This is a genomic window from Sodalis sp. (in: enterobacteria) (genome assembly GCF_047607725.1).
Lineage (GTDB): Bacteria > Pseudomonadota > Gammaproteobacteria > Enterobacterales > Enterobacteriaceae > JBLKSS01.
In genome coordinates this window covers 1-12,587 of record NZ_JBLKSS010000095.1, presented here as the reverse complement: position 1 = coordinate 12,587, position 12,587 = coordinate 1, and the positions used below count along the sequence as shown (strand labels likewise).

The 12,587-nt window shown below is 58.7% G+C and carries 9 protein-coding genes and 6 pseudogenes; 7 read left to right on the top strand and 8 right to left on the bottom strand.

Annotated elements, in window-relative coordinates:
• From ACMX3H_RS09285 to yegD, 7 genes and pseudogenes are all read left to right on the top strand, one after another.
• A partial coding sequence (locus tag ACMX3H_RS09285; protein WP_415210604.1) for a transposase domain-containing protein occupies positions 1-125 on the top strand: 125 nt, incomplete at its 5' end.
• A gap of 499 nt (positions 126-624) precedes the next feature.
• Positions 625-2,694: a polyphosphate kinase 1 gene (gene ppk1, locus ACMX3H_RS09280; protein ID WP_415210601.1), complete on the top strand. Its 2,070-nt coding sequence runs from the start codon at positions 625-627 to the stop codon at positions 2,692-2,694.
• Positions 2,695-2,697: 3 nt separating this feature from the next.
• On the top strand, positions 2,698-4,245 hold the full coding sequence (gene ppx / locus ACMX3H_RS09275) for an exopolyphosphatase (protein ID WP_415210600.1): 1,548 nt from the start codon (positions 2,698-2,700) through the stop codon (positions 4,243-4,245).
• A gap of 257 nt (positions 4,246-4,502) precedes the next feature.
• A complete protein-coding gene (locus ACMX3H_RS09270) occupies positions 4,503-4,679 on the top strand; it encodes a YfgG family protein (RefSeq protein WP_415210599.1) in 177 nt (58 codons plus the stop codon).
• A gap of 126 nt (positions 4,680-4,805) precedes the next feature.
• A complete protein-coding gene (locus tag ACMX3H_RS09265; RefSeq protein WP_415210598.1) occupies positions 4,806-6,242 on the top strand; it encodes a magnesium transporter in 1,437 nt (478 codons plus the stop codon).
• 82 nt (positions 6,243-6,324) lie between these two features.
• Positions 6,325-7,070: pseudogene (locus ACMX3H_RS09260) on the top strand (SDR family oxidoreductase).
• Positions 7,071-7,242: 172 nt separating this feature from the next.
• Positions 7,243-8,601 (top strand): molecular chaperone, encoded by a 1,359-nt coding sequence (gene yegD / locus ACMX3H_RS09255; protein ID WP_415210597.1) that lies wholly within the window; start codon positions 7,243-7,245, stop codon positions 8,599-8,601.
• A gap of 55 nt (positions 8,602-8,656) precedes the next feature.
• On the opposite strand, the pseudogene ureG reads toward yegD, so the two are convergent.
• From ureG to ACMX3H_RS09215, 8 genes and pseudogenes are all read right to left on the bottom strand, one after another.
• Positions 8,657-9,274 (bottom strand): annotated as a pseudogene (gene ureG, locus ACMX3H_RS09250) (urease accessory protein UreG).
• A gap of 71 nt (positions 9,275-9,345) precedes the next feature.
• A pseudogene (locus tag ACMX3H_RS09245) lies at positions 9,346-9,815 on the bottom strand (urease accessory protein UreF).
• Positions 9,793-10,266: an urease accessory protein UreE gene (ureE, locus tag ACMX3H_RS09240; protein WP_415210603.1), complete on the bottom strand. Its 474-nt coding sequence runs from the start codon at positions 10,264-10,266 to the stop codon at positions 9,793-9,795. Before ureE ends, ACMX3H_RS09245 begins: the two are co-directional and overlap by 23 nt.
• A gap of 20 nt (positions 10,267-10,286) precedes the next feature.
• A pseudogene (locus tag ACMX3H_RS09235) lies at positions 10,287-11,409 on the bottom strand (urease subunit alpha).
• Positions 11,298-11,591, bottom strand: coding sequence for an amidohydrolase family protein (locus tag ACMX3H_RS09230; RefSeq protein ID WP_415210602.1), 294 nt, complete (start codon positions 11,589-11,591; stop codon positions 11,298-11,300). The pseudogene ACMX3H_RS09235 and the gene ACMX3H_RS09230 overlap by 112 nt, the downstream one beginning before the upstream one ends.
• A gap of 57 nt (positions 11,592-11,648) precedes the next feature.
• Positions 11,649-11,911: pseudogene (ureC, locus tag ACMX3H_RS09225) on the bottom strand (urease subunit alpha); the annotation flags it as partial.
• A gap of 29 nt (positions 11,912-11,940) precedes the next feature.
• The gene (locus tag ACMX3H_RS09220) at positions 11,941-12,279 is read right to left on the bottom strand and encodes an urease subunit beta (RefSeq protein ID WP_415210596.1); all 339 of its coding nucleotides are present in this window, start codon (positions 12,277-12,279) and stop codon (positions 11,941-11,943) included.
• A gap of 190 nt (positions 12,280-12,469) precedes the next feature.
• Positions 12,470-12,587 (bottom strand): annotated as a pseudogene (locus ACMX3H_RS09215) (protein mom); the annotation flags it as partial.

Here is a 12,587-nt window from a genome sequence, read left to right as displayed (position 1 = left end):
GTTGCAAAATGAACGGCGTGGAGCCGGAAGCGTATCTGCACCATGTGCTGGCGATTATCGCGGATCATCCCATCAACAAAATCAAAGAGCTCCTGCCGTGGAACCTCACCATCCCTGCTGAATAACTGTCAATACGGCGCTTGGGCGTACGCTTACCAGCGGAGAGAGGCACCGGCGCGGCGGAAGGCGGCTTCTGCGCAGCTAACGGTAATGGCGGCTCGGCACCCGCCGCCGGCGCGGAATAAGCGGCCAGATTCGTGACGACGCCGACGGGCCGGCGCGCGGAATAACGGTAGCACCACCCTCAGCAGATAACAAAAAATCAGCAATAGGGCTAAGAGCACCAGCAAACCGCCGCCACTCATCACAATACGTGTCAGTCGATCGATGACACGACGCGACGCCGCTGTGCGGATGTGAGAAATCCTTTTTGGGCTCATAGACCTCGGTTAGCCAGCGACCAGAAGGGCGGTCCAAACAATGGGAAAAGCCTATGTTGCCTGTAAGAAAATAAGATAACAATCTTCGGCGGGGGTTTGTGGGTTATGTTGGACTTTGTCGCTCGGGAGACGATAATAGCTTAACGCAGGATTTTCCCTTCCTGAACAGATCAATGGAGTGGAAATGGGTCAGAAAAAGCTCTATATAGAGAAAGAATTAAGCTGGTTGTCTTTCAATGAACGGGTATTGCAGGAAGCCGCCGATAAAAGCAATCCGTTGATAGAACGCATGCGATTTCTGGGCATTTATTCCAATAATCTGGATGAGTTTTACAAAGTCCGTTTCGCGGAGCTGAAACGGCGTATTCTAATAAGTGAAGAACAGGGCACCCGAGGCGCCTCACGCCATTTGCTTAATCGCATCCAGGCTAAGGTGCTCAACGCCGAGCAGGAATTTGATAATCTTTACAACGACCTGCTGCTGGAGATGGCGCGCAATCAGATCTTCCTCATCAACGAACGCCAACTCTCCCCTCGCCAGCAAGACTGGTTGCGGCAATACTTTAAACAACAGCTGCGCCAGCATATAACGCCCATTCTCATCCAGCACGATACTAATCTGGTGCGGTTTCTGAAAGATGATTACACCTATTTGGCGGTAGAGATTATTCAAGGGCAGACGTTGCGCTACGCCCTGCTTGAAATCCCCTCCGATAAGGTGCCGCGCTTTATCAATCTGCCGGCCGAATCCCCCCGCCGGCGCCGGCCGATGATCCTGTTGGACAATATTCTGCGTTATTGCCTGGATGATATTTTCACCGGTTTCTTCGATTACGACATGCTTAACACCTATTCAATGAAAATGACGCGCGATGCCGAATACGATTTGGTCACCGAGATGGAATCGAGCCTGCTGGAACTGATGTCCTCCAGCCTGAAGCAGCGGCTGACCGCGGAGCCGGTCCGTTTTGTTTATCAGCGGGATATGCCAAAAGCCATGGTGGAGCTGCTTAAGTCCAAACTTGGCATCTCCTCCTACGATTCGGTCATCCCGGGCGGCCGTTATCACAATTTCAAGGACTTCATCAGCTTCCCCAACGTCGGCAAAGCCAATCTGGTCAACCGGCCGCTGCCGCGTTTGCGCCACGTTTGGTTCGATAAATTCCGCAACGCGTTCGACGCCATTCGCCACCATGATATCCTGCTCTATTTCCCCTACCACACCTTCAGCCATGTGCTGGAACTGCTGCGTCAGGCGTCGTTCGATCCCAATGTGCTGTCGGTTAAAATCAATATTTACCGGGTCGCCAAGTACTCGCATATTATCGACGCGATGATCCACGCCGCCCATAACGGTAAAAAAGTGACCGTGGTGGTAGAGCTGCAGGCCCGCTTCGACGAAGAGGCGAATATTCACTGGGCCAAGCGGCTTACCGAGGCCGGGGTGCACGTCATTTTCTCGGCGCCGGGGCTGAAAATACACGCCAAGCTGTTTCTTATCTCCCGCCGCGAGGGCGACGATATCGTGCGCTACGCCCATATCGGCACCGGCAATTTCAACGAGAAAACCGCGCGCTTATATACCGACTATTCCTTGCTGACGTCTGATGCGCGCATCACCAATGAAGTGCGGCGCGTGTTCAATTTTATCGAGAACCCTTACCGCCCGGTTAAATTCGACTATTTGATGGTGTCGCCGCAAAATTCGCGCCATATGCTGTATCAAATGATCGATCAGGAGATCGCGAATGCGCTGGCGGGCGAAGCGGCGGAAATCACCCTTAAGGTAAACAATCTGGTCGATCAGGGGTTGATCGATCGTCTCTATGCCGCTTCCGGCGTGGGGGTGAACATCCGCATCCTGGTGCGGGGGATGTGTTCACTTATTCCGGATTTGCCGGGCATCAGCAATAATATCCAGGTGACCAGTATCGTGGACCGTTTCCTGGAGCACGATCGGGTCTATGTGTTCGAGAACGGCGGTGATAAAAAGGTGTTTCTCTCTTCCGCCGACTGGATGACCCGCAATATTGATTACCGCATTGAAGTAGGCGTGGCGTTGCTGGATCCGCGATTGAAACAGCAGGTGCTGGATATCCTGGCGCTTTTGTTCAGCGATACCGTTAAAGCCCGATATATCGATGCCGATCTGAACAACTATTATGTTCCACACGGCAACCGCCGTAAAGTGCGCGCGCAAATGGCCATTTATGACTATATCAAACAATTGGAAAACGCCGGAGAGCAGGACTAATTTATGCCCTTAACATCGACGACCACACCCAGGCCGGAAGAATTCACCGCCATCGATCTTGGCTCCAACAGTTTTCATATGGTGGTGGCGCGCGTGGTCAACGGCGCCATGCAGGTACTTAGCCGCCTGAAACAGCGCGTGCATTTGGCCGACGGCCTGGACGACGATCACCGCCTGAGCGAAGAGGCGATGGAACGCGGCCTGGGCTGCCTGGCCCTGTTCGCCGAACGCCTGCAGGGCTTTTCGCCGCGGCGGGTGATGATCGTCGGCACCCATGCTTTGCGCGAAGCGGTCAATGCGCAGGAGTTTCTTGATCGGGCGGCGGAGGTGATCCCCTACCCGATCGAGATCATTTCCGGCCATGAAGAGGCGCGGCTGATTTTTATGGGCGTCGAGCACACCCAGGCGGAAAAGGGCCGCAAGCTGGTGATTGATATCGGCGGCGGCTCCACCGAATTGCTCATCGGCGAAAATTTCGAGCCGCTGCTGGTGGAAAGCCGCCGCATGGGCTGCATCAGCTTTGGCCACCTATTTTTCCCTGGCGGCGAGATAAGTCCGGCCAATTTCCGCCGCGCGCAGCTGGCGGCGGCGCAAAAACTCGAGACGCTGGCCTGGCAATACCGCATTATGGGTTGGCAGGTGGCGCTCGGCGCTTCCGGCACCTTTAAGGCGGCCTGCGAAGTGTTAACCGAGATGGGCGCCAAAGACGGCCTGATCACGCCTGAGCGGCTGGAAACGCTGTGTGAACAGGTTCTGCAGTTCACGCATTTCTCCGCGCTCAGCCTGCCGGGTTTATCCGATGAGCGTAAAGAGGTTTTTGTCCCAGGGCTGGCCATTCTGTGTGGCGTCATGGATGCCCTGGCTATCAAGGAACTCAAACTGTCTGACTGCGCCCTGCGTGAGGGCGTGCTGTATGAAATGGAAGGCCGGTTTCGTCATCAGGATATTCGCATGCGCACCGCGAAAAGCCTGGCGGAGCATTACAATATCGACAGCGATCAGGCCCGGCGGGTGTTGGAAACCACCGACGCGCTTTATCAGCAATGGCGCGCGCAAAACGCCGCGCTTGAACATCCGCAGCTTGCGGCGCTGCTGAAATGGGCCGCACAACTGCATGAGGTGGGTCTGGGGATCAACCACAGCGGTATGCAGCGCCATTCGGCCTATATTTTGCAGCAGAGCAACATGCCCGGCTTTAATCAAGAGCAGCAACTGCTGCTGGCGACGCTGGTGCGCTATCATCGCAAAGCGATCAAAATAGACGATCTACCCCGCTTCAACCTCTTCAGGAAAAAGCATTTTTTGCCTTGTCTGCAGCTGCTGCGCCTCGGCGTGCTGCTTAATAACCAGCGTCAGGCCACCTCACCGGTGACGGTGCAGCTTACTACCCAGGCTAACCACTGGACACTGACGTTTCCCCCCGGCTTCTTCGCTCAAAACAACTTGGTGCAGTTGGATCTGGAGCGTGAGGCTTATTGGGCGGATATCCCCGGCTGGTGTTTGCGGGTTGAGGAAGCAGACACCGTCGCTGACGCGGTAACGCCGTCGTGAGCCGGGAACTCTGCGGGCAACGGGCTGGCGATAGCGCTTTGGCGCCCGCAGGCGTTCCCGTTCCCATGCTGGCCAAGGCTTCCCTTTGTGCGTCGGTCGGCCGTTGCGCCCTGGCAACGGCCGACCGTAGCGCCGCCGAGCCCGTCGCCACGGGGCGGTGTCCTTGAAACGGCGCCGGCTTATGCTCTACAATCGGCCCTTAAACCCGTTTCTGCCTCCGCCCGTAAGAGGCCAACCCTGTGAAAGCGGCATTTCGCATGCGAAAACGACCCACCACCGGGCGCATGACCCGCTGGATAGTGCTTATCAGTTTTATCATTCTCTTAGGCCGCCTGCTCTATGCTACGGTGGGCGCCTGGCATCATCATCAAAATAAACGCGTCACGCCGGCGGAACAGACCGTTAAGCCCACGCCGCCGCCAGAGCGTCCCTGAACGCTCTCATCGCCTAATAGCGGGCAAATCGCGACAAATCTACTTTCTTTTGACAGAATTAAGCTATCTTTACTGAGTAAGCGTCACTCTTTATCGTCCGAGCAGCCGGGAGGGAACAGGGAAATTATGCCAGCCGTAAAACATCAGGCCCCGCAACTCGCCGAACTACGGCGCCAGACCTTAAGCGTTTTACTGGCAAACCGTCCGCTTATCGACAGTATCCTCAACCGTCCCACGCGAGAGCCGGTCGGCGATAACCGCCATCTGTTGGATCAAACCGCCGAACTGGTAGCGATTGTGCACCAATTTCACGCCGCGGATCTGGCGGATCTGCTGGAAAGCCTGCCCCACGACGAGCGCCTGGCGCTTTGGCGGCTGGTGGACAACAATAAGCGCGGCAAAACTTTGGTGGAAGCCTCGGAGAACGTCTGGGAAAGCCTTATCGCCGAGATGTCCAACCACGATATTCTGCAGGCCATCAGCCCGCTAGACGTGGACGAGCAAGCCTATCTGGCCCGCTACCTGCCGCGGGATCTGGTCGGCCGCGTGCTGACCGCCCTCGAACCGCATCGCCGCGCCCAGGTGCGCGAAATGATGCATTTCGACCGGGACAGTGTCGGTCACCATATGGATTTTGAACTGGCGACGGTCCGTTCCGATGTCACGCTGACCACGGTACAGCGCTGGCTGCGCTGGCGCAAAAAGCTACCGGAAAACAGCGACAAACTCTTCGTCGTCGACCGGCATAACACCCTGGTCGGTGAACTGACCCTGTCCGCGCTACTGCTTAATCCGCTCAACCGGCGGGTGAGCGAGGTGATGGACGCGCATCCCACCACCTTTCACCCCGATGATCGCGCCGAAGAGGCCGCCAGCGCCTTTGAACGTTACGATATGATCACCGCTCCGGTTATCGACAGTAAAGGCAAGCTGATGGGCCGGTTGAGTATTGAACAGATGGTTGATCTCTACTTTGAAGAGAGCGACAGCAATCTTCGCCGGTTGGGAGGAATCAGCCCGGAGGAAGATATCTTCGCGCCGGTACGTAAAGCGGTGCGCACCCGCTGGACCTGGCTGGCGGTGAACCTCTGCACCGCGTTCATCGCCTCGCGCGTCATTGGCCTGTTCGACGGCACCATTGCCCAGTTGGTATCGCTGGCGGCGCTGATGCCCATCGTCGCCGGTATCGGCGGCAATACCGGTAATCAGACCATTACCATGATCGTGCGCGCGGCGGCGCTGCATCAGTTGGAAAAAGGCAATGCCGGCTTTCTCATTCTGCGCGAACTGGGCGTGGCGGTCATCAACGGTCTGGTTTGGGGCGGTATCATGGGAATCGTCACCTGGCTGTTGTACGGCGAAGCCGGTCTCGGCGGCGTGATGATGCTGGCGATGCTGCTTAATTTGCTGCTGGCGGCGCTGATGGGCGTGTTGATACCGCTGTTGATGATCCGCATCGGCCACGATCCGGCGGTAGGCTCGAGCGTGATGATTACCGCCATTACTGATACCGGCGGTTTCTTTATTTTTCTCGGCCTGGCGACGCTGTTTCTCATTCATTGACGCGGCCGATGTGCATCGGGCTATCGTTGACGCCCCCTTTGCCGGCCGTGGCGGTCATCATGTCCACTCGAAGGAACATATAATGGAAAAAGTCACGCTCATTACCGGCGGGTCGCGCGGTATCGGCCGCGCGACCGCCTACAGCTGGCCGCCGAAGGCCATTGGGTCTGCCTGAGCTATTTGTCGCGCCGGGAACGGGCTGAACGCGTGGTAGAGGAAATATGCCAGCAGGGCGGCAAAGCGTTGGCGCTGCAGGCGGATGTTACCGATGAGTCAAGCGTGCGGGCGCTGTTCACCGAGCTGGACAGGCGACTGCCGCCATTCAGCGGTCTGGTGAACAACGCCGGCATGCTGCTGCCTCAGTCGAGTATCGAACATATGGATGCCGCACGGGTCAACGCTATCCTCGCGACAAATGTCACCGGCACGCAGCTTTGCGCCCGTGAGGCGGTCAGGCGGATGGCGCGGCGTCACGGCGGCAACGGTGGCGCTATCGTTAATGTCTCTTCGGCCGCCGCGCGTCTCGGCGCCCCCCATGAATACATCGATTATGCCGCCTCCAAGGGCGTGGTGGATACGCTGACCCTGGGGCTGGCCAAAGAAGTGGCGGATCAGGGGATCCGCGTGAACGGCGTCCGCCCGGGTTTTATCGACACCGACATGCATGCCGCCGGCGGTGAGCCAGACAGGATTGCGCGGGTGCAATCGACGCTGCCGATGCGCCGCGGCGGGCAGCCGCGGGAGGTCGCCGAAGCCATCGCCTGGCTATTATCGGCGCGGGCATCTTATGTCACCGGAAGTTTTATCGATTTAGCCGGCGGCGTTTAAGGCCCTGAGACGCGACCTTAGGGCAGGCACGTCGCTCACGCCTTGCCGCGCCCGCCGGGAAGACCGTATGTTCCCGACGCGGGTGTCCAAGCGAAGCGCAGGCCCCATGCGGGATTGTGACCCCGGCCGCTTTGCGCTAAAGTCTCCCGCCTCAACAGCATGGGAGGCAGTAATGTTTATTAGCTTTGACTACGGCACCGCCAACTGTTTGGTTGCGGTCATGACGGGGGAAACGCCGAGGCTATTACCGCTGGACGGCGACTCACCCTATATGGCGTCGATGCTCAGCGCGCCCACGCGCGAAGCGGTCAGCGAATATCTGCACCGCGTCTGGTACATCCCCACCGGCAGCGACGAGAGCCAGCAACTGCTGGCGCGGGCGATACGCTTTAATCGCGAAGAGGGGATCTCGCTGCGTGACCACAGCCTGCAGCTCGGTAGACAGGCGCGGGCCAGCTATATAGCCGATCCGGAGGACAGCTATTTCGTAAAATCGCCAAAATCGTTTCTCGGCGCCAATGATTTGAAGCCGCCGCAAATCGCCCTGTTCGAGGATTTGGTGTGCGCCATGATGTGCCATATCAAGCGTCAAGCGGAGGCGCAATTGCAGGCAGAGATAACCCAGGCGATGATTGGCCGGCCGATCAATTTTCAGGGCACCGGCGGGGATGAAGCCAACCGCCAGGCGCAGGGTATATTACAGCGCGCGGTGCAGCGGGCGGGCTTTGCGGAGGTGGCCTTTCAATACGAACCTGGCGCGGCGGGATTGGATTTTGAAGCCGGCCTGAGCGCGGAAACCCGGGTACTGGTGGTGGATATCGGCGGCGGCGGCACCGACTGTTCTTTGTTGCTAATGGGGCCGAAATGGTGCGAGCTGCGCGATAGGCAACATAGCCTGCTTGGCCACAGCGGCTGCCGGGTGGGCGGTAACGATCTGGATATTATGCTGGCGTTCAAACAATTGATGCCGCTATTGGGGATGGGCGGCGCTATGGACAAAGGTCAGGCGTTACCGGCGCTGCCCCTCTGGCAGGCGGTGGCCATCAACGATATTCCGGCTCAGAGCGAGTTTTACAGCAGCACGAACGGCCTGCGACTGCGCGAACTGCTGTGCAATGCGGCCGAGCCCGAGGTCTTCGGCGCGCTGCTGAAGGTTTATCGCCAGCGGTTAAGCTATCGGCTGGTGAAAAGCGCGGAGGAGAGCAAGATCGCGCTTTCATCCGCGCAGCAGGTGAGAGCGGAGTTGGATTTTATTCAATCAGGGCTCGGCGCCGAACTCAACCCAACGCTGTTGGCGCAGGCCATCGAGCAGCCTTTGCAGCGGATCTTGGAGCAGGTCGGCGCGGTGCTGGCGCAAGGAGGCGCAACGCGCCCCGATGTGGTCTACCTCACCGGCGGCAGCGCCCGTTCACCGCTGCTGCGCCAGGCGCTGGCGGACAGCCTGCCGGTGATCCCGCTCGCCGGCGGCGATGATTTCGCCTCCGTCACCGCCGGGCTGGCGCGTTGGGCACAGCGTCAGTTCCGCGCCTGATGCCGCCGCCGTTTTACGCCGGCGGTGCCAACGGCGGCGGCGCGGGTGACATGGATTACACCGCTAACATGCCTTGTTTAACGATAAAGCCGATAATGGTCTCCAGCCCTTCGCCGGTTTTCAGATTGGTAAACGCCTAGGGACGTTGGGGGCGCATGCGATCGGTATCGCTCGCCATTACCGCCAGCGAGGCACCCACATAGGGCGCCAGGTCGATTTTATTGATCACCAGAAAATCGGAACGCGTAATACCCGGCCCGCCTTTACGCGGAATTTTCTCCCCCTCGGCCACATCGATGACGTAAAGGGTCAAATCCGCCAATTCGGGGCTGAAGGTGGCGCTAAGATTGTCGCCGCCGCTTTCCACAAAGATAATATCCAGATTGCCGAACCGGCGCGCCAGTTCGTCCACCGCCGCCAGATTCATCGAGGCGTCTTCGCGGATAGCGGTATGGGGACAGCCGCCGGTTTCCACACCAACGATACGTTCCGCCTCCAGCGCGCCGGCCTCGGTCAAGATACGCTGATCTTCTTCGGTATAAATATCGTTGGTCACCACCGCCAGCTGGTAGCGATCGCGCATCCCCTTACACAAGGCTTCCAATAACGCGGTTTTACCCGAGCCGACCGGTCCACCGACGCCGACGCGCAGCGGTTGTTTGTAGTGTGTCATCGTGACTCCCTGCAATCGAGTTAACATACCGTTCAATTATCGTGCCAGCGCCCAATGGGCGGCACGGACGGTCAGGAACGGAATAGACGTGAATATTGCGTTTCATGGCAGGCGGAGGCGATGGCCTGCAGCGGAAAACTGCCGCCCAGCGCCTCGTCTTCCAGGGATGCGGCACGTTGCCAGGCCGCCGGCCGCGGGGCGGCCAACGCCCCCAGCAATCCCTGGGCCGTTTGACCGAAAGGCACCAGTTTCAGGCCCGCCATCACCGCCCCTTCCAACGTGCTGTAGCCAAAGCCGAGCGCCAGCGACTCTAGCGGTATTCGCCACTGGCACCCCAACCAGGCAACTGAGCTGATCGTCGATGAGCTGTTGCTGCCAGCGGGCGAATGCCGCGGGGGAATTGACCCAGCCACACTCCACCGCCCACTCCAGCCCTTGGGAATTAGGTAAATCCCCCTACCGGCAAGCTGGGGCTTATCAACTGCATCAGGCGCAGCAGCGCGCCGGGATCGTCAAATTCAGTGGAGATGGGGGTGTGCATGTGCGTGCCCGTGTCCATGGCTGTGCGGCGCGCTTTGATAGGCGCCGGCTTCCGGCTCGAAGGGCGCCTGCTCGACGCTCACCTCGGCCCCCAGGCCGCGCACCATGTCATCCAGCACATGATCATGCTGGTAGCGCGCCCAGCCGGAAGCGATTTGCAGCGGCACATGGCGGTTGCCGAGATGATAGCAAACGCGCGCCAGTAGCAGGCCATCACCGGCCGTTACCGTGGAAACGGTTTCGGAGGCGGCAATGATGCGCACTACTTCGCTGACGTCATCGTTGGCAAGCAGGTCTCCTCCGCGCAGCCGATGGCCGCGGGGCAGCAGCAGCCCTGCCTCCCGCCCGTCATCCAGACGCATAGGCCCACTGCTTTTTAACCGCGTATCCAGCGCCAGCGTCGCGCTGGCGGTAACAGCGTGGGCATGGTCAAGGCGTTGGGTCAATACAATTGACCGCAGATCCTGTCGGTTTAAAAAAGAAAATAACGCTGCGCCATCGGCCGCAGCGCGGCCGGCTCGCAGGTCAACAACTGACCGTTGGCGCGCACCTGATAAGTTTGCGCATCCACCTCGATCGTTGGCTGCCAGTGGTTGTTAATCATGTCCTTTTGGCGCACCTCGCCTATCAGGCTGGCGAGTCCAAGCCGCGCGGGCAGATCCTCCGCGCGGGCCGCAGCAGACATAAAGGTCATGCGCGTCGCGTGCCGGGCGCCCCCCAGCGCGCCGAACATCGGCCGATAATGCACCGGCTGCGGCGTGGGGATAGAGGCGTTGGGATCGCCCATGGTTACGGTGGCGATCATGCCGCCTTTGATGACCAATGCGGATTTGACGCCGAAGAACGCCGGCGACCAGAGCACCAGATCCGCCAGTTTCCCCGGCGCGATAGACCCGACTTCATGAGCGATACCGTGGGTAATGGCCGGATTGATGGTGTATTTGGCGATATAGCGTTTGACTCGGAAATTATCATTATCGCCGCGCTGCTGTTTCATCTTGTGCGCCGCCTGCCAGGTGCGTAGGATATAACCTCGCCGACCCGCCCCATCGCCTGGGAGTCGGAAGACAGCATCGAAAAGGAGCCCAGATCGTGCAATATGTCCTCGGCGGCGATGGTTTCCCGACGAATACGCGATTCAGCAAACGCCACGTCTTCGGCGATGCCGGCATCCAGATGGTGGCAGACCATCAGCATGTCCAGATGCTCATCAATCGTATTGACCGTATAGGGCATGGTGGGGTTGGTGGACGACGGAAGAATATTGCCGGCGCCGCAAACGCGGATAATATCCGGCGCATGGCCGCCGCCTGCCCCTTCCATATGGTAGATGTGGATGGTCCGATCGCCGCCAGCGTATCCTCGACAAAACCGGCTTCGTTGAGGGTATCGGTGTGGATAGCGACCTGCACATCATAGCGATCCGCCACGCCAAGACAGCAATCAATCGCCGCCGGGGTGGTTCCCCAATCTTCATGCAGCTTCAGTCCGATAGCGCCCGCCAGCACCTGCTCCTCCAGCGCCACCGGCAGCGATGCATTGCCTTTGCCGGTAAAACCGATATTAACCGGCAACACCTCCGCCGCCTGTAGCATGCGGGCCAGGTACAGGGCCCCGGCGGGCAGGTGGTGGCGTTAGTGCCGGCCGCCGGGCCGGTACCGCCGCCAATCAGGGTGGTCACACCGGAGCACAGCGCCTCTTGCGCCTGCTGCGGGCAAATAAAGTGAATATGCGCATCGATTCCGCCGGCGGTGACAATCTTTCCCTCCGCCGCCACGACCTCGGTGCCGGGGCCGATTGACACCGTGACGCCCGGCTGCACATCTGGATTACCGGCTTTACCGATGCACAGAATACGCCCGTCCTTGACGCCGATATCCGCTTTCACAATCCCCAATGATCGATAATCAGCGCATTGGTGAGCACCAGATCGACGCAATGCGCCGCGGTCATTTGCCCCTGCCCCATCCCGGCGCGAATCACCTTTCCGCCGCCGAATTTCACCTCTTCGCCGTAGCAGGTGTAATCCTGCTCGACTTCCACCCACAAGTCGGTATCTGCCAGCCGTACAGCGTCACTGGTGGTCGGACCGAACATATCGGCATAAGCACGCCGGGAAATATGGCTCATGTCTTTGGCTCCAGTTTGCCCATGATTTGCGCGCGGAAACCATACACTTCCCGCTTGCCGTCGTAGGGCACCAGTTGAACATCCCGCGACTGGCCGGACTCGAAACGCACCGCGATGCCGGCGGCGATATCCAGCCGACAGCCGCGGGCCGTGGGCCGTGGGCCGTGGGCCGCGGCACGGTCAAATTTCAGCGCCGGATTGACCTCGTAAAAATGAAAATGGGAGCCGACCTGTACCGAGCGATCGCCATGATTGGCGACGGTTACCGTGACACGCGGACGGCCGGCATTCAGTTCGATATCGCCCGCGGCGATACGCATTTCACCTGGGATCATTGCGCCTTTCTCATGTCAGATTATCGGGTCGTGAACCGTCACCAGCTTGGTTGTAGCGCCGCAGACAAAGTGATCCACTCTTGCAGACAAAGTGATCCGCCAAAAACTGGATCGCTTTATCTGCAATTTCTTCATAAAAGAAAAATCACCACATTTTGTTTACATGACGGTTTTAATACCCAATCAAACATCATGAACTTGGTTTTAACGTTTCCGGTTTAGGATAAGGTTGCACTTTAAATAATTTTGTGTTGAGGCGCTTCTTCGCGCGTTTGTCCAAAAAGCGGATATATCGGAACTGCTGGAAG